The following is a 22,125-nucleotide window of genomic DNA, read 5'->3' as shown; positions in this document are numbered from 1 at the left end:
GTACCGCGGCCGAGACGTCGTTCGCTGTTTCGCTCATTGAGGAGCACGATCATGGCCAACCTGGCTCAGGCCCACACCGGCGAGGATCTCGATCTGTCGACGGTCGCCATTCCCGATCACGCGCGCATGCCGCCCTTCTCGCTGACGATGGCGTGGTGGGCCGTGTGCAGCGCGGTGTTCTACATCGTGGTCGGCGCGACGCTCGCGCTCACCTACGGCGCGCGCAACGCATTGATCGGGATGGCGCTGTCGGTGGTGTCGTACGGCGTCGTCAACTCGATCATCAGCCGCTACGCGATCCGCACCGGCCTGTCCGTCGCGCTGTTCTCGCGCGTGCTGTTCGGCAGCGCGGGCGCGGCGCTCGCGACGCTGATCTTCTTCGCGACGGCCATCTACTACGCAGTGTTCGAAGGCTCGGTGATCGCGGTCGCCGCACACCATCAGTTTCCGGCGCTCGACTACAAATGGGCCGCGCTGATCGTCGTCTGCTACAGCGTGCCGCTCGTGTTCGGCAGCGTGCAGCACTGGCTCGACAAGTTCAACGGCGTGCTGCTGCCGTTCTACCTGCTCGGGCTCGCCGCGGCGGTCGGGCTCGCCACCGCCGAATACGGCTACCACGCCGCGTGGCTCGATTTCGGCCCGGCGGGCGGCGCGCCGGCCGGCGGCTGGTGGCAGTGCTTCGTCTACTACATGGGCGTGTGGGTGCTGATGATGTTCACGTTCGACTACGCGCGCTTCGGCCGCAAGGAGGACGCGGGCTATCACGGCCGCTTCAACTTCGGGATGCCGTTCTATCTCGTCACGTTCCTCGTCAACGGCGCGGCCGGCATCTATCTCGTCAGCACGATTCCGGGGCTCGGCACGCTGTCCGAAGTGTCGGTCGTGCTCGCGCTGCTGAAGCTGATGGGCGTGTGGGGGCTGCTGTTCGTGTGGGTCACGCAATCGCGCATCAACACCGCGAACTACTATCTCGCGACGGTCAACATGCAGGCGTTCTTCCAGAAAGTCGCCGGCCTGCGCGCGCCGAAGTTCGTGTGGGCGCTCATGGTCGGCGCAGTCGTCTATGCGCTGATGATGGCCGACATCTTCTCGCGGATCCTGCAGGCGCTCGCGTACCAGGGCATCTTCGTCGTCGCGTGGGTGGGCGTCGCGCTCGCGCACATCCTGTCGGCCCGCTACGGGCAGCTCGTCGGCGACGACGTCGAATGCCGCGACGCGCATGTGCCGGTGTTCAATCCGGGCGGGCTGACCGCGTGGTTCGCAGGCGCGTTCGCGGGGCTCGCGCTGAACCAGGCAACGGGATTCGCCGCGTCGCTGTCGGCGCCCGCGACGTTCGTCGTGTCGTGGGCGGTCTACCGCGCGCTGCTCGGTGCCGCGAAGCGGAACTGGTTCGTGCGGAACACGTGACGGCGCGCGAGCGGTTGCCGCACGCGCAGCGGCCAGACAGGTGCTACGCCGCGTCGGCTTCGTCGTCGATCCAGTCGATATCGCCGCACAGCACGCGCAATGCGTCGCCGACGCGAATCGCGACCGACAGCGTCACGCACGGCTGAGCCTCGTTGATCGACAGGTACGGCCGCGTCACCTGCACGCGCCCCGGTTCGCCGATCGCCGTGCGGAAATACGGCCGCCGCAGCCAGTTCGCGCCCTGCGCATCCGCGAGCGGCAGGAAGCGCGCCTCTTGCGCCGCGCGATCGGCGCGCAGCACGACGTTGCGGCCCGCCTGCCGGCCCTGCGCGTCGAGCAGGAAGCACCGCGCCGCATGGTCGAGCGCGAGGAAGTTCCAGCACACCTCGTCGAGCGGCTCGCCGGCCGCGACGCGCTCGGCCGCGCGCTCGAACGCGCGCACGTACGGCGCAAGGCGCTGCGTGTCGCGCCGCTCGCGCGCTTCGGTCTGCTGACGAAAGCGCTCGGTCAGCTCGCCGATGCAGGCGGTCGCGGCCGCGCTGTCGGGCAGTCCCGGCGCCGGACGGCCGAAGAAATAGCCCTGCACGAAATCCGCCTCGCACGACAGCGCGATCTGCGCCTCGTGCTCGGTTTCGATCCCTTCGACCAGCACGAGCTTGCCGGCCTCGTGCAGCAGCGTGACGAGGCCGTGCAGGATCGCGGTCAGCCCCGTGCGGTGCGCCGCGTGCGACAGCATGATCCGGTCGAGCTTCACGAGGTCCGGGTTGAGCTGCCAGATCCGTTCGAGGTTCGAATGGCCGGCGCCGAAATCGTCGAGCGCGATCAGGAAGCCCTGCGCGCGGAATTCGCGCAGCGCGTCGGCGAGCCGCTCGAGATCGTCCGCGCGCTGCTCGAGCACTTCGAGCACGATGCGGCGCGGCGGCATGCCGAGGCGCTTCAGGTTCGCGAGCAGCGCGGCCGCCTGGAACGGATCGGTCAGCACGCCCGGATGCACGTTCAGGAACAGCCATTCGCGCTCCGCGCCGAGCAGCGCGAAGTTCTCGAGATGCAGCGCCTGCGCGAGCCGGTCGAGCTGCATCAGCTCACCGTGGCGGGCGGCCTCGCCGAACACGTCGAGCGGCGACACGGGCCGGTCGAATGGGTCGTGCGCACGCAAGAGCGCTTCGTAGCCGACCGCACGCTGGTGCGACAGGCTGAAAATCGGCTGAAACACGGTCGTGAGCGTCAGCTCGTGATGCTGCGTCGCAAGACGCTCGAAGCCGGAACTCACCTCCCGTTCGAAGCGGTACGGCGATGCGGCGGCCGGACGCTCCTGTTGCACGATCGTCATACCTCCCTCCTCCTGATGCTGGCAAACGCGGCGGCTGACGAACTGGGCGGCGCGCAATATCTCATGAACTGTCCCTCGGATTTCCGGTTGTTGTCGCTTGTAGGTCAGCAATAAGCAAGCTCCGTGCGCGCTCGCGTGAGGCCCGCCACGCCGGTCCGCGCGGGCCATGCACCGGCATGACGCATCCCAGCCGCACCATTCTGGTGCGCACGCACCGGGACGCTTGAACGCAGCCGTCGCATCAGCACGCTACACTCCGTACGGTCGTTTCATTCCCCGCTTTTTGCCGTATCGATGGAAATCGTCTTCACAGTCCTGATTCTGCTGCTCACGGTTGCGCTGTCCGGCGCGATCACGCGCGTGCTGCCGTTGCGGTTGCCGCTGCCGCTGATGCAGATCGCGTTCGGCGCGATCCTCGCGTGGCCGAAGTTCAACCTGCACGTCACGTTCGATCCCGAAATCTTCATGCTGCTGTTCATTCCGCCGCTGCTGTTCGCGGATGGCTGGCGGATTCCGAAGCGCGAGCTGTACCTGCAGCGCCGCGCGATCCTGATGCTCGCGTTCGGGCTCGTCTTCATGACGGTACTCGCAGTCGGCTATTTCGCGCATTGGCTGATTCCCGAGTTGCCGCTGCCGATCGCGTTCGCGCTCGCCGCGGTGCTGTCGCCGACCGACGCGGTCGCGCTGTCCGGCATCGCCGGCCGGGGCCGGATCCCGCCGCAGCTGATGCACATCCTCGAGGGCGAGGCGCTGATGAACGACGCGTCGGGCCTCGTCGCGCTGAAGTTCGCGGTCGCCGCCGCGCTGACCGGGATGTTCTCGCTGCGCGACGCGTCGGTCACGTTCGTGATCGTCGCGGCCGGCGGGCTTGCGACGGGCGCGGCGGTGTCGTGGATCTTCAGTGCGCTGTCGACGCGCTTCCTGAACGCCGAGCAGGAAGGCGACCCGGCGCCCGGCATCGTGATGACGCTGCTGGTGCCGTTCGCCGCGTACCTGTTCGCCGAGCATCTCGACCTGTCCGGCGTGCTCGCGGCCGTCTCGGCCGGGATGATGATGAACTACACGAGCTTCTCCCGCAAAAGCACCGTCGCGTCGCGCGTGCGGGCGGAGAGCACGTGGGCGATGATCGAGTTCGTGTTCAACGGCATGGTGTTCATCATGCTCGGCCTGCAGTTGCCGCACATCATCGGCCGTGCGCTCGTCGATGCGCACCATACGAGCGACGCGCTCGTCGGCCGGATGATCTTCAACGTGCTGGCGATGATGGCCGCGCTGTACGCGATCCGCTTCCTGTGGGTCTGGCTGCTGCGCTGGATCGCAAGCCGCCGCGCCGCGCGCCAGGGGCTCAGCGGCACGATGGCCGGCGTGCGCACGATCGCGGTGATGACGGTCGGCGGCGTGCGCGGCGCGGTGACGCTCGCCGGCGTGCTGTCGATTCCGGTCGCGCTGTCGGACGGCACGCCGCTGCCGGGCCGCGACACGGCAATCTTCGTCGCGTCGGCGGTGATCCTCGGCTCGCTGGTGTTCGCGGTGATCGGCCTGCCCGTGCTGCTGCGCGGCGTGCGCTCGACGCGCAACCCGCTCGCCGGCGAGGAACGCACCGCGCGCGCGGCCGCCGCGCAGGCGGCGATCCGCGCGATCGATTCGTCGCACGACGCGATCGCGACCGATCTCGACGAGTCGGGCGCCGCGCGCTGCGCGGACATCTCCGCGCGCGTGATGGATCTGTACCGCCGCCGTCTTTCCGCGCTCGCCGAAGACGAGCCCACGCCGCGCGCGCAAGCGCAGCAGGCCGAGACGATGGAGCTGCAGATGCGGATCGCGGCCATCCGCGCGGAACGCTCGGTGCTGTACCGGATGCGCAGCGAGAGCAAAATCTCGGACGAGACGCTGACGAAGCTGATCCGCGAGATCGACCTGTCCGAAACGGCGTTGTCGACGCGGAAGAAGGGCATCGTCTGACTGCAGGCGCGGCGCGTGCGCCGGATCACCGGATTGCAGCGCGTCATGCAGACGTCGTGAACGCGGCGACAAGCGAGACATCGCAATGAAAAACGGCGACGCCCGCGATGCGCGCGTCGCCGTTTTTCGTCGTGCGTGCCGTGCGACTTACTTCGCGACGACGACCGGAATGCCCTTCAGCGTCCCCGCACCCTTCACCTCGTCGAGCGCATGCTGCACCGCAGCGCTCGTCGCCGCGTCGATGCCGAGCTGCAGCGCAAGCTCGCGCTCCGCGCGCTTCACGCCCGCCAGATTGCGCAGCTTCACGTGGCCGAAGCCACGCACGCGTGCGTGCAGGTCCGCCAGCTGGGTGACGTGTGCCGAGTTGTCAGCGGTCAGCGCCGCGAGTGCGCGGGTCAGCGTCGTCTCGTAGTCGTCGGCGAGCGCGCGCTCCATCTTCCGCTCGACGGTGCGGCCGAACGGATCGAGCGATGTACCGCGCAGGCTGCGCACGCGCGCGAGCATGCCGAGCACCGGCCACATCCACTGGCCGAACACGCGCTTCTTCGGCACGCTGCCGTCGCGGCCCGCTTTCGCGACCGTCGGCGGCGCCAGGTTGAACTTCACGCGATAGGCCTGCCCCGGCACGCCTTCGAACTGCGCTTCGAGCGCCGAGCGGAATGCGCCGTCCGCATACAGTCGCGCGACCTCGTATTCGTCCTTCACCGCGAGCAGACGATGGAACGTCGTCGCGACCGCGCGCGTCAGCGCGTCGTCGCCCTTCGCACGCGCGGCGCTCACGAGCGCGCGGTAGCGCTCGACGTAGCGCGCGCCGCCGTAGGCGGACAGGCGCGTTTCGCGGTCCGCGATCAGGTCGCCGAGCGTCTCGATCGCGGCCGGCGCCGCAACCGTGTGACGCGCGTTCCACAACGCATCGAGGCCGACCGGGTCGCCGGCCGCCATCCGGCCGACCGAGAACGCGAGCTTGTTCATCGGCACCGCGACGTTGTTCAGCTCGATCGCGCGCATCATTGCCGCGTGCGACACCGGTACGAGGCCGAGCTGCCATGCGAAACCGAGCATCAGGATGTTCGCGCCGATCGTGTCGCCGAGGAACTTGGCGGCGAGCGCCTGCGCGTCGCAGCTCGACAGGAAGCCGTCGCCGGCCGCGTGGTGCATCTTTTCGAGCAGCGCATCCGCGTGCAGGCTCGCGTCGGGGTTCTGCACGAACGACGCGTTCGGGATCCGGTGCGTGTTGACGACGATCCGCGAACGCTCGTGACGCACCGTCTGCAGCGCTTCCGCGCTCGCGCCGACCACCATGTCGCACGCGAGCAGCACGTCGGCCTGCTGCGTGTCGATGCGCACCTGGTTCAGCCATTCGTCGCGCGCGGCGATCCGCACGAACGACAGCACCGAGCCGCCCTTCTGCGCGAAGCCCATGAAGTCGAGCACCGACGCGCTCTTGCCTTCGAGGTGCGCGGCCATGCTGATCAGCGCGCCGACCGTCACGACGCCCGTGCCGCCGACGCCCGTCACGAGCATGTCGTAGGGCGCCGCGTCGAGATGCGTGGCTGGCACCGGCAGCGCACCGACGCGCACGGCGAGCGCCGCCTCGTCGAACGCCGCGCCCGCGGCCTTCTTCAGCGCCGCGCCTTCGACCGTCACGAAGCTCGGGCAGAAGCCGTTCACGCACGAGAAGTCCTTGTTGCACGACGACTGGTCGATGCGGCGCTTGCGGCCGAGCGGCGTCTCGAGCGGCTCGACCGACAGGCAGTTCGACTGCACGCCGCAATCGCCGCAGCCTTCGCACACCGCGTCGTTGATGAACAGGCGCTTGTCCGGGTCGGGGAATTCGCCCTTCTTGCGGCGGCGGCGCTTCTCGGCGGCGCAGGTCTGGTCGTAGATCAGCACGGTGACGCCCGGCGTCTCGCGCAGTTCGCGCTGCACCGCGTCGAGCTCGCTGCGGTGATGGAACGTCGTGCCCTTCGGGAACAGCCCGTGATGGCCGTCGTACTTCTCCGGCTCGTCGGACACGACGACGAAGCGCGACACGCCTTCCGCCTCGACCTGCCGCGCGATCTGCGGCACCGAGATGCTGCCGTCGACCGGCTGGCCGCCCGTCATTGCGACCGCGTCGTTGTAGAGGATCTTGTACGTGATGTTGGCCTTCGCGGCGACCGCCTGGCGGATCGCGAGGATGCCCGAGTGGAAGTACGTGCCGTCGCCGAGGTTCTGGAACACGTGCTTCGTGTTCGTGAACATCGCGTGCGCGGCCCAGTCGACGCCCTCGCCGCCCATCTGGATCAGCCCGGTCGTGTCGCGCTCCATCCACGACGCCATGAAGTGGCAGCCGATGCCGGCCTGCGCGATCGAGCCTTCCGGCACCTTCGTCGACGTGTTGTGCGGGCAGCCCGAGCAGAAATACGGCGTGCGCTTCACCGCGTCGGCCTCGTTCGACAGGATCTGCGGCGCGACGAGATCGACCACGCGTTCGCGGCGGTCGAGCGCCGGCTTGTGACGCGCGAGCCACGCGGCGAACACCGGCAGGATCCGCGACGGGCGCAGTTCGCCGAGTTCGGACAGCAGGCACGCACCTTCAGCATCGTGCTTGCCGAGCACGCGCGGGCGCGCGCCGTCCGCGCGGTTGTACAGGTAGTCCTTGATCTGCTGCTCGATCACCGGGCCCTTCTCCTCGATGACGAGCACTTCCGACAGGCCGTCGACGAAGGTTTCGATCCGCGTCATCTCGAGCGGGTACGACAGACCGACCTTGTAGATGCGTACGCCGGCCGCTTCCAGATCGGCGACGGTGAGGTCGAGCCGGCGCAGCGCTTCCATCAGGTCGAGGTGCGCCTTGCCGCACGTGACGATGCCGACGTTCGCGTGCGCACTCGGCGCGATCCATTTGTCGATGCTGTTCGTGCGCGCGAAATGGCGCACCGCGTCGAGCTTCGCCGCGAGGCGCGCTTCGATCGTGAGGCTCGGCAGGTCCGGCCAGCGGTTGTGCAGGCCGCCCGCCGGCGGGGTGTAGCCTTCGGGCGCGGGCCAGTGCGTCTGCAGCGCGTCGAGATCGACGGTCGAACCCGATTCGACCGTCTCCGAGATCGCCTTGAAGCCGACCCACGCGCCCGAATAGCGCGACAGCGCCCAGCCGTACAGGCCGAATTCGAGCATGTCGGCGATGTTCGACGGATTCACGACCGGCATGTGCCACGCGATCATCGCGAAGTCGCTCTGGTGCGGCATCGACGACGACACGCAGCCGTGATCGTCGCCCGCGACGACCAGCACGCCGCCGTGCGGCGACGAGCCGTACGCGTTGCCGTGCTTCAGCGCGTCGCCGGCGCGGTCGACGCCCGGCCCCTTGCCGTACCACATCGCGTACACGCCATCGACGGTGCGTTCCGGATCGGCCTCGACGCGCTGCGTGCCGAGCACCGCGGTGCCGCCGAGTTCCTCGTTGATCGCGGGCAGGAAACGCACGCCGCTGCCGTCGAGCAGTTTCTTCGCTTTCCACAGCTGCTGGTCGACCATCCCGAGCGGCGAGCCGCGGTAGCCGCTGACGAAGCCGGCGGTGTTGAGGCACTGCTCCGCGTCGGCCGCGCGCTGCATCAGCAGCAGGCGCACCAGCGCCTGCGTGCCGGTCAGGAAGATACGGCCGCGCGTCGCGGTCAGGTTGTCGGTCAGACGATAGTCGGATAGAGCGGGCGTGCCGTCGATGGGCAAGCGGGCGGTCATGGGGACGTCTCCTGATTTGTACTGTTCTGGGCTGCCGCGGCGGGGCGTCGGGCGACGCGCCGGCCGGCGGCGGCGGAATGGCTCTATTTTTTCGCGCGGAGACGAGAATGTTTTTTCTCATCTTGCGCAGACAGCCCCGTGACGAGAAAAACCACGCAGTATTTGCAGCCGTTTTGAGAGAGTTTTCGCGCACGGCGGAGGAAGCGGGTGGATCGGCCTGGATCGGCCCGGATCGGGCGCGCAGGCGCGGCTCGTTGCGGCAGCCGTGCCTGTTCGCGCCCGCCGTCCGCGGCGGCGGGGCGGCCGCCCGTGCGCCGGCTGACGCGGCCCGACGGCCCGCGAGCAGGCACCCTCACCGTTCGAATGCACAGCATTTGGATTTTTTCTGGGGGGCGGATATCCACAAAGGAAATGCGCCCGATCAGACGCTCACCCTCACCTGTCGAATGCACAGCTTTTCGATTTGCGGGGGTGGCGGGATATCCACACGAAAACTTTCCGTGCCGGGCGTTCTCGCTCACCGTTAAAATGCACAGCGTTTCGACTTGCCGGGTTGGCCGGATATCCACACGGATACTTTCCGGATTGGGCGTTCGCACTCACCATTGAAACGCACAGCGTTTCGACTTGTCGTGAGAATCGGGGCGCGATTTGAACCCGCCGATAGGGCGCTCACTCTCACCCTTGGAGTGCACAGCATTTCGACTGGCTGGGTGGGCTGGATATCCATATTGAAATTCTCCGCGCCTGATGCTCACGGTTGAAATGCACAGCATTTCGCGTCGTTTCCGGGGGTAGATATCCACACCCTCGAATGACGCTTTCAGCCAGATCCGATCGCTCTCACCTGTGGAATGCACAGCGTTTCGAGTTGCCTCGGGGTATGGATATCCACAACGAAAGCAGCGGCGTGATCGATGGACCGTGTGTCGATCGAATCAACCCGGTTGTCCGCGGGAAACGGCCCCCGGCGCGGCGCAGCCGGCTTGTGGGCCGGGTGCTCACCATTCGAATGCACAGCGTTTCAAGTGGTTTCGGTAGGTAGTTGTCCACATGCGCCTGAGCGCGCGCCGCTTGTGAGCGGGCCGCCTCCAGGCGGGTACGGACCGCGACATTCACAGCATTTCTAACTAGTTATTCAAAGACTAGTTATTTCACGACTTGCCCTGCCGGTTGTCTCTAGCCGGTCGCCTCCAGCCGGTTGCCTCCAGCCAGTCACCTCCAGCCGGTCGCCTCCAGCCGGTCGCCTCCAGCCGGTCACCTCCAGCCGGTCGCCCCTGGCCTGCTGCCTCTGGACCGCCCGCCCCTCGCCGGGCGCCCCTCGCCGGGCGCCCCTGTCCGAACCTCCGCGGGTCGGGTACGCTTGACCCTCGACGGACATCGACATGCGGAGGCACGATGAAGCTCTATTACTGGCCGAAAACCCGGGCGTTCCGGGCCTTGTGGATGCTCGAGGAGGTCGGCGCGGTGTACGAGCTCGTGCCGATCGACCTGCGTTCGCACGAGCAGGGCAGCGACGCGTTTGTCCAGGTCAATCCGATGGCGAAGCTGCCCGCGCTCGACGACGGCAGCGTGCCGTTCGCCGAATCCGGCGCAGTGCTGCTCTATCTCGCCGACCGCTTTGCCGACGCGCGGCTCGGCATCGCGCCCGACGATCCGCTGCGCGGCCGTTTCCTGCAATGGCTGTTCTTCACGCCGACCTGCCTCGAACCGGCGATGGCGGAAAAATTCACGGGTGCGTCAGGCAACCCGGTCGCGTTCGGCTGGGGCAACATCGCGCGCGTGCAGCGCGCGCTTGCGCAGACGCTCGCGCATCAGCCATGGCTCGTCGGCGAGCAATTCACCGCGGCTGACCTGCTGCTCGCGAGCACGCTGAAGGTCGCATTCGACGCGCACCTGCTGCCGCACGAAGGCGTCCTCGGCGATTACGTCGCGCGTGCGGAGGACCGCGACGCCTTCCGCCGTGCGATGGCGATCGAGCAGCGCGAAGCGGCGCGGCTGCTGCATCCGTGACACGCCGGTCACGCGCGGCCTGCCGGCCGCCGCTAAACGGTGGGTGCAGCCGAGCCAGGCGGGTGCGCCCCGGGGGGCACGACGGTCGCGCCGGGCGTGCCACCGTCGGTGTCCGCGTCGACCGGCACGATCTCGTGGAAGTGCGTGTAGTCGACGCATGTGACGCCGCCCTCTTCGTGCATCAGGTCGACATAGCGATGGAACCAGCGGATCTCGCCGTGCTCCCATGAATACCGCGCCTGCATCACCTGCGCGGTCGTCTCGTCGGAGCCTTCGATCGTGATCAGCAGCGACGCGTCGCGCGCCGCGAGCGAATCAGCCGTCTCGCCGAACAGCGGGCTCGACTCGTCGATCACATGCATCAGGTTCCAGCCGAGCAGGAAGATCGGATGCTCGCTGCGCACGAGCGGCAGGTCGTGGATCTTGCGCAGCGTATAGCCTTCGTGCGTGCCTTCGACGCGCATCAGCCGCAGTTTCGCGCGCGCCTCGGCGATCACGTTCTGGCGCGCGTTCGCGACCCGCACCATCAGCGTCATCCGGCCGTTCAGCGGCCGCACGATCGCGTAGCGCGCGAACACGATCTTCGCGCGCGGCCGCGAGAAACGCGCGAATACGAGCCCCGTGGCCAGCGCGATCCCCGACATCCCGATGAAGATCTCGAGCGTCGCGACGAGGTGCGCGTAGACGGTCTGCGGATGCATGTCGCCGTAGCCGACGGTCGCGAGCGTCTCGACGCTGAAGAAGAACGCGCCGCCAAACCCGGCCGGCGACTGGTTCGCGATCGGCGCCGTGCCGAGCAGGTATAGCGTCGCGAAACAGCCGTTCATCAGCAGGAACAGCACCGCGAGCGACAGGAAGAACATCGGCCAGCTCACCGTCAGCGCACGGTGGTACAGGTCGCGCCAGCCGGGCGGCGGCATCCCGTACGCAATCACGTGACGGGTGCCCGACCAGATCTTGCGGCCACGGCCGCGGGGGCGAAAGGAGGCGGAAGATTCTTTCATGACGCGTCGCCGCTGACGGGGAGCGACGAGCGTAGCACGGGGAACGCCGGGCCGGAATGCGCGGCCGGTGCTGGTGCTGGTGCTGGTGCTGGTGCTGGTGCTGGTGCTGGTGCTGGTGCTGGTGCTGGTGCAGGGTGCCAGTGCCGGGCGATGAGCGGTCGGCGTTGCTGCACCGCTTCCACGCGTGAACCCTGACCGCCCCGATATCGCGCCGGATTGCGCCTACCATTGAATTTCGGTGCATCGCGCGCACACGGTCGCGGTATCGGCAGACAGATCGGCAAACACGGGAGTCGCCATGGGAGACGAACACAATCCGCAACGCCGGCGCCTGCTGCATACGGCCGCCGCAGGCAGCCTGCTGGTCGTCGGCGGAAGCTGGCACGGCCGCGCCAGCGCGGCCGACGCGGTCACGCTGCCTTTCGAGAACGGCCTGCGCGAACTGACGCACGCGTTTCCGCAAAAGGGCGAGATGCTGCTGGTACGCATCCGCCCGCCGCTGCTCGAAACCCCGTTCGCCGTGTTCGACGACGGCGTGTTCACGCCGAACGACCGGTTCTTCGTGCGCTGGCATCTCGCCGACATCCCGACGCGAATCGACGCCGGCGCGTTCCGGCTCGCCGTGCACGGGCTCGTCGAGCGCCCTGTCGAACTGAGCCTGCACGATCTCATGAGCCACTTTCCGCACGTCGAAGTGGCCGCGGTCAATCAGTGCGCGGGCAATTCGCGCGGCTTCTTCAGTCCGCGCGTCGCCGGCGGCGAATGGGGCAACGGCGCGATGGGCAACGCGCGCTGGACGGGCGTGCGGCTGAAAGACATCCTCGATCGCGCGGGCGTGAAGGCGGGCGCGGTCCAGGTCCGCTTCCGCGGCCTGGACAACGGCGTGCTGCCCGCCACGCCGCCCTTCGTCAAGGCGCTCGACGTCGACCGTGCACGCGACGGCGAAGTGATCGTCGCGTTCGGCATGAACGGGCAGCCGCTGCCGCTGCTCAACGGCTTCCCGCTGCGCCTCGTCGTGCCCGGATGGTATTCGACGTACTGGGTGAAGATGCTGAACGACATCGAGGTCATCGACCGGCGCGACGACAATTTCTGGATGGCGAAGGCGTATCAGATTCCCGACACGCCGCATGCGAGCATCCAGCCCGGGCAGGCAGGCGTCAAGACCGTGCCGATCAGCCGGATGGTGCCGCGCTCGTTCGTCACCAACCTCGCCGACGGCGCCGTGATCGCACTGGACCGCGCGCAGACGGTCCGCGGCATCGCGTTCGGCGGCGACACGGGTGTGCGCAACGTGCTGTTCTCGCACGACGGCGGCGCGTCGTGGTCGGCGGCGCGGCTCGGCAAGGACTACGGCAAGTACAGCTTCCGCCGCTGGGAAGCGCAGTTCACGCCGCACCGCGCCGGACAGGCCGTGCTGCAGGTCAAGGCGGTCAACGACGACGGCGTCGAGCAGCCCGACACCCCGCCCTGGAACCCGGCCGGCTACATGCGCAACGTGGTCGAATCGACGAAGGTATTCGTCGCGTGAGGAGCCGCTGATGACGAAGACATGTGCCGCGATCCTGCTCGCCGCCGTCGCGTGCGCGGCAAGCGTCGCGATGGCGGAAACGGCCCGGCCGGCGCGCGCTGCAGCGGGCGGGACGGTCGAGGTCCAATTGCCCGGTGATACGCAGAAGTTTCCGCCCGGCCCGGGCGCCGATCTCGCGAATCTGCACTGCCTGATCTGCCATTCGGTCGACATGGTGACCCGGCAGCCGCCGTTGTCATTCCAGGAGTGGAAGGCGGAAGTCGCCAAGATGCGCGCGGTCTACGGCGCGCCGCTGCCGCCCGACGCAATCGACGATATCGCGCGTTACCTGACCGCGATCAACGGAAAGCCGTGACGCATTGCAAGGCCACGCGGCGCGCCGGTGAAAAGGCCGGCCGCTTGTCGGCCACGAAGCGTGCGTTGGAGTTTCTCCGGCCCGCCGCCGGCATGCGTGCCGACGAGGCAACGCATCCGCATGTGAAAATGGCCGGCAGCACGCTGCCGGCCCCTCTCCCTATGATCGCAGCGTGCACCGCGGTCACTTCCGGTCGACGATCACCCGATCGAACGTGCCGCCGTCCGCGAAGTGGGTCTTCTGCGCGTTCGCCCAGCTGCCGAAGACCTGTTCGACGCTGAACGTCTTCAGCGCCTTGAACTCGGCCGCGTGCTTCTTCAGCACGTTCGGATCGCGCGGACGCAGATGATGCCGCGCGATGATCTCCTGCGCGTCCGGTGTGTACAGGTAGTCGAGATACGCCTGCGCGACCTTGCGTGTGCCCTTCTTGTCGACCACCTTGTCGACGATCGCGACCGGCGGCTCCGCGAGGATGCTCGCCGACGGATACACCGCGTCGAACTGCGCGCCCGATGCGCCGGTATCCATCAGCGCGACCTCGTTCTCGAACGTGACGAGCACGTCGCCGATCCCGCGCTGCGTGAACGTCGTCGTCGCGCCACGGCCGCCCGAATCGAGCACCGGCACGTTGCGGAAGATCGCCTTCTCGAAGTCGAGCGCCTGCTGGTCGGTCGCGCCCTTCTGCTTCTGGTAGCCCCATGCGGCCAGATACGCGTAGCGGCCGTTGCCCGACGTCTTCGGGTTCGCGATGATCACCTGCACGCCCGGCTTCGCGAGGTCGCTCCAGTCCTTGATCCCGTTCGGGTTGCCCTTGCGCACGAGGAACACCATCGTCGTCGAGTACGGCGAGCTGTTGTCGGGGAAGCGCGCGCGCCAGTCCTTCGGCATCAGTTGGCCGCGCTCGGCGAGCAGGTCGATGTCGTTCGGCTGGTTCATCGTCACGACGTCGACCTGCAGGCCCTGCAGCACCGACAGCGCCTGCGCGCTCGATGCGCCATGCGACTGCTTGATCGTCACCGTCTCGCCGGTCTTCTGCTTGTACGCGGCCGCGAAGCCCGCGTTGATGTCCTTGTACAGCTCGCGCGTCACGTCGTACGACACGTTCAGCAGCGACGTGTCTGCATGCGCAGCCGCCGTCGAAACGACCAGCGCCGCCGCGGCGATGCCCTTCAGCAGCCGGCCGCCGATTCCGTGCATGTATCCCATCGTTGAAATGCCCCGCTTCCAGTGGTTCCAGTGGTGGATGCGTGACGGCGCGCGCACGCGCCGTCATCGAAACGTAAGCGGGCATTCTAGCGGCCGGCCGCGCGGCGCTTTCCAATCAGTCATGGAATGCAAAGCTGGAATTCTGCTAAACGACGATCGCTCGCGCAGGCGTTCGATCTGATGCTAAGATCGCCGTTCAGCCCACTTCACGGTCCATCCATGTCCGCTGCCCTGCGTCCGCATCCGATCCTCGCCGCCGTCGCGGCAGGCGCGCGCGCGGCCGGGCTGAAAGCGAAAAAACGACTCCTCGACTGACGGGGACGTCGCGTCCCGTCAGGCGATTGCCGGACGGGATACCCGCAAGCCGTTTCACTCTCCTCGCTTGCCCGCCTCGTTCCGGCACCCCGCCGGCGGAACGGTTCCCTCCCATCCGTTTCCACCATGAGGCTTTGCATGCAAGCACGTTTCGAAGGTATCTGGCTGCCGATCATCACGCCGTTTCACGACGGTGAAGTCGACCATGCGGCGCTCGCGCGGCTCGCCCGCCGCTATGCGGCAACCGGCATCGCCGGCTTCGTCGCGGGCGCGACGACGGGCGAAGGCGCGCTGCTCGACGCGCGCGAACAGGACGCCGTGTTCGCGACCATCCGCGACGCGGCGCCGGGTCTGCCGATCGTCGTCGGGCTGACCGCGAGCGCGACGCATTTTGCCGCGGCCCGCGCGCGCGAACTCGCCGCGCTGCGCCCCGACGGCCTGCTCGTCACGCCACCCGTCTATGTGCGGCCGACGCAGGACGGCATCCGTCGGCACATCGAGGCGATCGTCGACGCGGCCGACCTGCCGGTGCTCGTCTACAACATCCCGTACCGCACCGGCGTGAACGTCGAATTCGAGACGCTGCAGGCGCTCGCGCGCGATCCGCGCGTCGCGGGCGTCAAGGAATGCGGCGGCAGCTTCGAGCGGATGACGCGGCTCGTGCACGACACGCCGCTCGCGATCCTGTCCGGCGACGACAACCAGAACTTCGCGGCGCTATGCGCGGGCGCGCACGGCACGATCGCGAGCAGCGCGCACGTGCTGCCCGAGTGGCACGTACGCATTCACGCGCTGGTGCGCGACGGGCGACTTGCCGATGCACGGCGGCTCTCCGTCGCGCTGCAGCCGCTCGTCGCGGCGCTGTTCGCGGAGCCGAATCCGGCACCCGTGAAGGCGCTGCTGGCTGCGCAAGGCTGGTGCGAGGACGTCCTGCGGCTGCCGTTCGTGCCGGCGAGCGACGCGCTGCGGGCGAGGCTGGTCGAGCTTCATGAGGAGCTCGAAGCGTCGACGCCGGTTGTCGCAGCCGCTTAGGATTTCGATCGAAAACTGTTTCAAACCGTCAGGATCTGGGGCGAGCCATACTGCGCGAGGTGGCTGTCTGCAGTGACAAGGCGCAACGGTTCGTAGTGAGCCTGCGCGACGAGCAACCGGTCGAACGGGTCGCGGTGATGGTGCGGCAGGTTGCGCACGGCCGCGCCGTGCGCCGCCCGAACCGGCAGTTCGTTGTAGCCGCTCGCATCGATTTCATCGATGAGCCGATCCACGTCGACGTTCAGCTTTCCCCGCCCGACCTTGATCGCTACTTCCCAGATACTGGCGCTGCTGACGAACACTTCCTCGGCAGCGGCGATCAGCGTGCGCGCGCGGATACTCAGTTTCGGGTCATTGTTCACGACCCAGAGAAAGATGTGCGTATCGAACAGCAACCGCATCACTTCCCCTCGAAAGCATCCAGCACATGGTCGGGCAGCGGCGCATCGAAGTCGTCGGCAATCCAGACCTGCCCCGCAAGGGCACCGAACCGCCGGACGGGTTTGACGCGCCTGACGGGTTCGACAGGCACAAGCCGCACCGCGGGCTTGCCGTGCCTCGAGATCACGACTTCCTCGCCGCCCATCGCGGCATCGACGAGCCGGGACAGATCGAGCGCGGCATCGTTGAGGTTTGCGTTCTGCATGATCGACTCCATTGAGTGGCCCACCATTGTCGCCAGATTGGGCAGTTCGCTCCAGTTGGCCGAATGGGCGACCGAACGCGCATTTGCCGATGGCGATCACGCAGCGAGCACTGTCGTCGCCGCCTCCGTCGCATCGCGCACCGCCTGCGTCACGATCCGCGCGAGCCGGTCGACCGTCGGCGTCGCCGACGACGCGCGCCGCAGCAGCATCAGCGGCAGGCTCGGCAACTCGGGCAAGCCGAGCGATGCGGCGTCGAGCAGGCGCACCGACGCGGGCAGCCCGTAGTGCGAGCGCACCGTGAGCCCGAGGCCAGCCGCGGCCGCCGCCCATAGCCCGGCGAGGCTCGGTGTCGTGAACGCGACGCGCCACGGCACGCCGGCGCGATCGAGCGCATCCGTCGCCGCGCCAAAGAACCGGCATGGCCGGTCGAACACGACGAGCGGCAGCGGTTCGCCCGGTACGGAAACGGTGCGGATGTCCGTGCCGCCGCGCGCGTCCGGCACCTCCCCGCCTTCGGCTGCGCCCTCCCTGCCGCCACCCGGAACACCCATGCCGGCCGTACCCAGGCCAACCTTACCGATCCACCGCATCGGCACATGCGCGATCGCTTCGCTGTCGATCCCGGCCCGCGACACGAACGCCGCCGACGCGGGGTCTCCCCACACCAGCGCGAGGTCGAGCTGGTTCGCATCGAGCCGGTCGAGCAGTTCGGCATTGCGCGCGACGCGCGCCTCGATCCTCACCTTCGGATGCGCGCGCGCGAAGCGGCCCAGCACGCCGGGCAGGATCGCCTCGCCGAAATCCTCCTGCAGGCCGATCCTCACCCAGCCGTCGAGATTCGCGCCGCGCACGGCGGCGGCGGCCTCGTCGTTCAGCTCGACCATCCGCCGCGCGTAGCGCAGCATCGCGTCGCCGGCATCGGTCAGCGCCAGCCCGCGCCCCGACTTGACGAAGAGCGGCGTGCCCGCCTGCTCCTCGAGCTTGCGGATCTGCGCGCTCACCGCCGACGACGAGCGCGCGACGCGATCCGCCGCCTTCGCGAAGCTGCCGAGATCGACGCCCGCGACGAGGCTGCGCAGCGCGGCGATGTCGAAATTGGGGTACGCCGCTGATTCAGACATTTATTTCAACCATCCTGTTTTATCGAACGATCCATCAAAAACTTTCCGATTTTCAGGATGAATCTAGGACGCGAGACTGTGGCTGTCAATGTCCTCCCGCCCACTGATTGCCATGGATACTTTGCTCCCCCTCGCCCCGTGCTCGCCGGCGCGCCCCGCGCGCGGCCCGGCCCATCGCTGGCGCGTGCTCGCGGCCGGCGTCGCCGCGAACATGAGCTTCTCCGCCGCCGCGACGGGCATCCCGACCACGGCCGTGTGGCTGCGCGCCGACTACCGGCTCGACAGCGCCGCGCTCGGTGCCGCGCTCGGCGCGCTTGGCCTCGGCGTCGCGCTGTCCGAACTGCCGTGGGGCATCGCCGCCGACCGCTTCGGCGACCGGCGCGTTCTGCTGTCCGGGCTCGTCGCCACGGCCGCGATGTTCGCGCTGATGGTGTTCGCGATCGTGCCGTCCGCGCACGCCGTGCCGCCGCTCGCGCGTGTCGCGGCCGCGCTGTTCTGCGTCGGATTGCTCGGCGGCAGCGTGAACGGCTCGAGCGGCCGCGCGGTAATGCGCTGGTTCGGCGAACGCGAGCGCGGGCTCGCGATGAGCATCCGCCAGACCGCGGTGCCGCTCGGCGGCGGCGTCGGCGCCGCGCTGCTGCCGTCGCTCGCGACGCATGCCGGGTTCGCCGCGGTATTCGGTGCGCTGGCGCTGCTGTGCGCGGTGTCCGCAGCGCTGACCTGGCGCTGGTTGCATGAGCCGCCGGACAGCCACACTGCCGCGCCGCCCCACGTTTCCGGACAGCCCGCGCGACCCGAACGCGGGCCGCTCGCGAGCGGCCCGGTCTGGCGGATCGTGCTCGGCATCGGCCTGCTGTGCGCGCCCCAGTTCGCGGTGCTGACGTTCGCGACCGTGTTCCTGCACGATTTCGGCCGGCTCGGCGTCGCGGCGATCAGTACCGCGATGGTCGCGCTGCAGGCGGGCGCGATGACGATGCGCGTGTGGAGCGGACGCCACACCGACCGGCACGGCAACCGGCGCGCATACTTGCGCGGCTCGGTGCTCGTCGCGGCCGCGTCGTTCGCGCTGCTGGCGGCCGCGACCGCCGCGAGCCCGCAGGTGCCGATCGCCGCGATCGTCGCGGTGCTGGTGTTTGCGGGCATCTGCGTGTCGGCGTGGCACGGTGTCGCGTACACGGAACTCGCGACGCTCGCCGGCGCGAACCACGCGGGCACCGCGCTCGGCATGGCGAACACCTGCGTGTACCTGGGCCTGTTCGCGACGCCGCTCGCGATCCCGCCGCTGCTCGCGCATACGTCGTGGAGCGTCGTCTGGCTCGCGACGGCGGCATGCGCATGCGTGGCGTGGCCGCTGTTTCCGCGGCGTGCACGTTGAGCGCGCGTGCCCGCGTCCGGAGCGGGCTGGCATCGGCTGCCGGTCGCGCCGCTGACGCCCTGCCCGAAAGCCATTCGTCACTTCACGGAAAGCACCCCAGCGTCACACCCGCCTGCGCAAACGATTCACCGAAACGCCTCATCCGACCGGCATACTCGCAGATGTTCGGGATCAGCCCTATCGGAGAAATGTGATGCGCCGCGTTGCCACCGCCCTGGCCCTTTGTGCCGCGATGTTCGCCGCCGCGTGCAGCGACGACGCCCCGCACGACGCGCACGCGGCCGACGGGACGCAGCCGTCCGGCGCATCGGCCGGCGTGGCGAGCGCGTTCAACAGCGCCGCGCCCGGCGGCAACGCCGCGTCGGACGCTGCGCCGCTCGCGCCACCCGTCGTCCACTACCCGCCCGACGATGACGACGACGCTGCAAAGCCCGCTGCCAGCGCGCCACCTGGCGCCGCATCGGCTGCCGCCGCGTCGACACTGGGGTGATCCGAAGTTTCCGTCCCCGTTCGCAGACTCGAGGGGAAAAACACGACGTCGTCCGGCCGCCGCCGTTTCCTGCATACCGTCGCACAATCCGCGGACGCCACCGTCGCCCTCGACACGTCCCCGAATCGACCCGCACGAACCGGGCGCGCGGCCAGCGCGCGCGCTGCAGTACACGCTGCATGTGAACGCGTGCAGCGACGGCGCGAACCGCATGTTCTCGCGCCGTTTCGCGGGCCACGTCGAAAACAGTCAGCCGAGCTACCCGGATCCGGCGCCGGTGAAGCCGGTCATTGCGTAACGGCATTTGCGGGTATCTGCGCAGGCGCAGCGCGCGGTTGCGCTGCACCCGACGTGTCATACGCAGGACGCGTCACACCGCATGCGCGAACCCGCCGCCGGCGAACGCCGGCTCGAACGCCCCCGACTCCTCGCGAAAGCGCAGCGGCGCTGCGCAATGCACGAGCGTGTCGACGAAATACTTCGCGCGCGGCCACGGCCCGAAGCCGGCCGCGGTGTTGATGTGGCCCGCGTCGCCGAGATTGACGAATGCGCTGCCGAGCCGCTGCGCGAGCGCGCGTGCGTCGCCGAGCGCCATCCACGGGTCGGTCTCGCTGCCGATCACGATCGACGGCACCGCGAGACGACGCGCATCGAACGGCCCCGCGAACGTGAACTTCTTCGGGCTCGCGGGCGCGACGAGCAGCACGCCGGCGACGTCGCCCGCATGCGGCCATTGCGCGAGCGCGTGCGCGGCCGCGAGGCAGCCGAAGCTGTGCGCGGCGAGCACGAACGGGCCGCGCTCGCGTTCGAGCAACGCGCGCACGGACTGCGCCCAGCGTGCGAGGTCCGGTGCGTCCCAATCGTCCTGCTCGACACGCAGCGAACGCGGGAACTGCCGCTCGAGCCAGGTCTGCCAGTGAGCGCCTTCGCTGCCGTGCAGGCCGGGAACGGTGACGAGCCGCGGCGGCCACGCCGTTTTGCTGCATGCGCGCATCATGATCACCCTCGCTGTGTGGAAGACGAGGTCCGATTGTGGCGCGCGGCGCGCGGCGGCCGAACCAATATTTCGTGCTTTGCTTTTCGGCGGGCGCGCAGCCGATGCATGGGCCGGATCGGGCGGCGAACCGCGCATCGACCGCGCGCCCGGCGTTTGCGCGCCCCGCGCGGGTCGCCACAACGCAAGCGCCCGCGAAACCGTAGAATGTGGGGTTCCAGAATGGAGACACCCGATGCCCGCTACGCCTTCCGGCGCGCTGCGCCCGTTCCATCTCGCCTTTCCCGTGTCGAACCTCGCCGACGCCCGCGCGTTCTACGGCGGCCTGCTCGGCTGCCCGGAGGGCCGCAGCTCGGATCATTGGGTCGATTTCGACTTCTTCGGCCATCAGCTCGTCGCGCACCTCGCGCCGGACGAAACGGGCGCGAGCGCGGTCAATCCGGTGGACGGCGACAACGTGCCGGTGCGCCACTTCGGCGTCGTGCTGTCGATGGACGAATGGCATGCGCTCGCCGACACGCTGAAGGCCGCGCACACGCGCTTCGTGATCGAGCCGCACATCCGCTTCAAGGGCGAGGTCGGCGAGCAGGCGACGATGTTCTTCCTCGATCCGTGCGGCAACGCGCTCGAATTCAAGGCGTTCGCCGACATCGGCCAGCTGTTCGCGAAGTGACCGGCATGAAAGTCCTGTTCTACTCGCCCTACCAGGAAGCCGACGCATGGCGCGCGGAGCTCGCGCAGGCACTGCCCGAAGCCGACCTTCGCGCGTGGCAGCCGGGCGATACGGCTGCCGCCGACTACGCGCTCGTGTGGCGCGCGCCGCGTGAACTGTTTGCGCCGCGCGACGGCCTGCGCGCGATCTTCAACCTCGGCGCCGGCGTCGACGCGCTGCTCGCGCTCGAGCGCGCGCATCCGGGCACGCTGTGTCGCGACGTGCCGCTCGTGCGGCTCGAGGATTCGGGCATGGCGCAGCAGATGGTCGAATACGCGACGCACGCGGTGCTGCGCTACCTGCGCCGCTTCGACGAATACGACGCGCTGCAGCGCGCGCGCCGCTGGCAGGTGCTCGAGCCGCATCCGCGCGCGACCTTCACGGTCGCCGTGCTCGGCCTTGGCGTGCTCGGCACGCAGGTCGCGCGCGCACTCGCCGGGCTGGGACTGCCGGTGCGCGGCTACAGCCGCAGCCCGAAGCAGCTCGACGGCATCGCGACGTTTGCCGGCGCAGCGGAGCTCGACGCATGCGTCGACGGCGCGAAGGTGCTCGTCAACCTGCTGCCGAGTACGCCGGACACCGACGGGATCCTCGACGCGCGCCTGTTCGCGCGTCTCGCGCCCGGCGCGTACGTGATCAACGTCGCGCGCGGCGCGCATCTCGTCGAAGCCGACCTGCTCGACGCGCTCGCGAGCGGCCGCATTGCGGCCGCGACGCTCGACGTGTTCCAGCACGAGCCGCTGCCGGAAGACCATCCGTTCTGGCATGCGCCGCGCATCACGATCACGCCGCACAGCTCGGCCGAGACGCTGCGCGCGGAAGCCGTCGCGCAGATCGCCGGCAAGATCCGCGCGTTCGAGCGCGGCGAGCCGGTCAGCGGCATCGTCGACTACGCGCGCGGCTACTGAATT

19 protein-coding genes are annotated in these 22,125 nt (G+C 68.7%); 11 read left to right on the top strand and 8 right to left on the bottom strand.

The features are described 5' to 3' along the window. Window positions 1-51 precede the first annotated feature (51 nt). Window positions 52-1,407, top strand: coding sequence for a purine-cytosine permease family protein (locus ACV22Z_RS14290; RefSeq protein ID WP_448076952.1), 1,356 nt, complete (start codon window positions 52-54; stop codon window positions 1,405-1,407). A gap of 43 nt (window positions 1,408-1,450) precedes the next feature. On the opposite strand, the gene ACV22Z_RS14285 is transcribed toward ACV22Z_RS14290, so the two are convergent. Continuing rightward, window positions 1,451-2,737, bottom strand: coding sequence for a sensor domain-containing phosphodiesterase (locus ACV22Z_RS14285; protein WP_448076951.1), 1,287 nt, complete (start codon window positions 2,735-2,737; stop codon window positions 1,451-1,453). A gap of 294 nt (window positions 2,738-3,031) precedes the next feature. On the opposite strand from ACV22Z_RS14285, the gene ACV22Z_RS14280 reads away from it, so the two are divergent. Beyond that, complete coding sequence (locus ACV22Z_RS14280; protein ID WP_448076950.1) at window positions 3,032-4,699, top strand: Na+/H+ antiporter; 1,668 nt, start codon at window positions 3,032-3,034, stop codon at window positions 4,697-4,699. A gap of 147 nt (window positions 4,700-4,846) precedes the next feature. Here ACV22Z_RS14280 and ACV22Z_RS14275 read toward each other — a convergent pair whose 3' ends face one another. Next, the gene (locus ACV22Z_RS14275; protein ID WP_448076949.1) at window positions 4,847-8,419 is read right to left on the bottom strand and encodes an indolepyruvate ferredoxin oxidoreductase family protein; all 3,573 of its coding nucleotides are present in this window, start codon (window positions 8,417-8,419) and stop codon (window positions 4,847-4,849) included. A gap of 1,398 nt (window positions 8,420-9,817) precedes the next feature. On the opposite strand from ACV22Z_RS14275, the gene ACV22Z_RS14270 reads away from it, so the two are divergent. Beyond that, window positions 9,818-10,432, top strand: a complete 615-nt coding sequence (locus ACV22Z_RS14270; RefSeq protein ID WP_448076948.1) for a glutathione S-transferase family protein — start codon at window positions 9,818-9,820, stop codon at window positions 10,430-10,432. Window positions 10,433-10,464: 32 nt separating this feature from the next. Here ACV22Z_RS14270 and ACV22Z_RS14265 read toward each other — a convergent pair whose 3' ends face one another. Continuing rightward, on the bottom strand, window positions 10,465-11,436 hold the full coding sequence (locus ACV22Z_RS14265) for an ion channel (RefSeq protein ID WP_448076947.1): 972 nt from the start codon (window positions 11,434-11,436) through the stop codon (window positions 10,465-10,467). A gap of 298 nt (window positions 11,437-11,734) precedes the next feature. Between ACV22Z_RS14265 and ACV22Z_RS14260 the strand changes: the two genes are divergently transcribed. Together ACV22Z_RS14260 and ACV22Z_RS14255 are read left to right on the top strand one after the other, a co-directional pair. Beyond that, window positions 11,735-12,967 carry a molybdopterin-dependent oxidoreductase gene (locus ACV22Z_RS14260; protein WP_448076946.1) on the top strand — a complete coding sequence of 411 codons (1,233 nt, stop codon included), beginning with the start codon at window positions 11,735-11,737 and terminating at the stop codon, window positions 12,965-12,967. Window positions 12,968-12,977: 10 nt separating this feature from the next. Further along, a complete protein-coding gene (locus tag ACV22Z_RS14255; protein WP_448076945.1) occupies window positions 12,978-13,322 on the top strand; it encodes a c-type cytochrome in 345 nt (114 codons plus the stop codon). Between the two features lie 183 nt (window positions 13,323-13,505). Here the strand turns inward: ACV22Z_RS14255 and ACV22Z_RS14250 are convergent, their stop codons facing one another. After that, window positions 13,506-14,528 (bottom strand): sulfate ABC transporter substrate-binding protein, encoded by a 1,023-nt coding sequence (locus ACV22Z_RS14250; protein ID WP_448076944.1) that lies wholly within the window; start codon window positions 14,526-14,528, stop codon window positions 13,506-13,508. Window positions 14,529-14,654: 126 nt separating this feature from the next. On the opposite strand from ACV22Z_RS14250, the gene ACV22Z_RS14245 reads away from it, so the two are divergent. Then, complete coding sequence (locus tag ACV22Z_RS14245; protein WP_448076943.1) at window positions 14,655-14,843, top strand: hypothetical protein; 189 nt, start codon at window positions 14,655-14,657, stop codon at window positions 14,841-14,843. A 138-nt stretch (window positions 14,844-14,981) separates the two neighbouring features. Beyond that, the gene (gene dapA / locus ACV22Z_RS14240) at window positions 14,982-15,875 is read left to right on the top strand and encodes a 4-hydroxy-tetrahydrodipicolinate synthase (protein ID WP_448076942.1); all 894 of its coding nucleotides are present in this window, start codon (window positions 14,982-14,984) and stop codon (window positions 15,873-15,875) included. A 20-nt stretch (window positions 15,876-15,895) separates the two neighbouring features. Here dapA and ACV22Z_RS14235 read toward each other — a convergent pair whose 3' ends face one another. From ACV22Z_RS14235 to ACV22Z_RS14225, 3 genes are all read right to left on the bottom strand, one after another. Further along, window positions 15,896-16,276 (bottom strand): type II toxin-antitoxin system VapC family toxin, encoded by a 381-nt coding sequence (locus ACV22Z_RS14235; protein WP_448076941.1) that lies wholly within the window; start codon window positions 16,274-16,276, stop codon window positions 15,896-15,898. Further along, window positions 16,276-16,521, bottom strand: coding sequence for a type II toxin-antitoxin system Phd/YefM family antitoxin (locus ACV22Z_RS14230; protein ID WP_448077285.1), 246 nt, complete (start codon window positions 16,519-16,521; stop codon window positions 16,276-16,278). Before ACV22Z_RS14230 ends, ACV22Z_RS14235 begins: the two co-directional genes overlap by 1 nt. 96 nt (window positions 16,522-16,617) lie before the next feature. After that, window positions 16,618-17,643: a LysR substrate-binding domain-containing protein gene (locus ACV22Z_RS14225; RefSeq protein WP_448076940.1), complete on the bottom strand. Its 1,026-nt coding sequence runs from the start codon at window positions 17,641-17,643 to the stop codon at window positions 16,618-16,620. 112 nt (window positions 17,644-17,755) lie between these two features. On the opposite strand from ACV22Z_RS14225, the gene ACV22Z_RS14220 reads away from it, so the two are divergent. Continuing rightward, window positions 17,756-19,018 carry an MFS transporter gene (locus tag ACV22Z_RS14220; protein ID WP_448076939.1) on the top strand — a complete coding sequence of 421 codons (1,263 nt, stop codon included), beginning with the start codon at window positions 17,756-17,758 and terminating at the stop codon, window positions 19,016-19,018. A 193-nt stretch (window positions 19,019-19,211) separates the two neighbouring features. Next, window positions 19,212-19,508, top strand: coding sequence for a hypothetical protein (locus tag ACV22Z_RS14215; protein ID WP_448076938.1), 297 nt, complete (start codon window positions 19,212-19,214; stop codon window positions 19,506-19,508). A gap of 370 nt (window positions 19,509-19,878) precedes the next feature. Here the strand turns inward: ACV22Z_RS14215 and ACV22Z_RS14210 are convergent, their stop codons facing one another. Beyond that, window positions 19,879-20,502: an RBBP9/YdeN family alpha/beta hydrolase gene (locus tag ACV22Z_RS14210; RefSeq protein WP_448077284.1), complete on the bottom strand. Its 624-nt coding sequence runs from the start codon at window positions 20,500-20,502 to the stop codon at window positions 19,879-19,881. 235 nt (window positions 20,503-20,737) lie between these two features. On the opposite strand from ACV22Z_RS14210, the gene ACV22Z_RS14205 reads away from it, so the two are divergent. Next, window positions 20,738-21,175: a VOC family protein gene (locus tag ACV22Z_RS14205; protein WP_448076937.1), complete on the top strand. Its 438-nt coding sequence runs from the start codon at window positions 20,738-20,740 to the stop codon at window positions 21,173-21,175. A gap of 5 nt (window positions 21,176-21,180) precedes the next feature. After that, entirely contained in the window at window positions 21,181-22,122 is a 942-nt protein-coding gene (locus tag ACV22Z_RS14200) for a 2-hydroxyacid dehydrogenase (RefSeq protein WP_448076936.1), read from the top strand. Window positions 22,123-22,125: the final 3 nt, after the last annotated feature.

Source organism: Burkholderia sp. PU8-34 (assembly GCF_053427725.1).
Note: the sequence above shows the minus strand (reverse complement) of the source record. Positions and strands in the feature narration are given on the sequence as shown.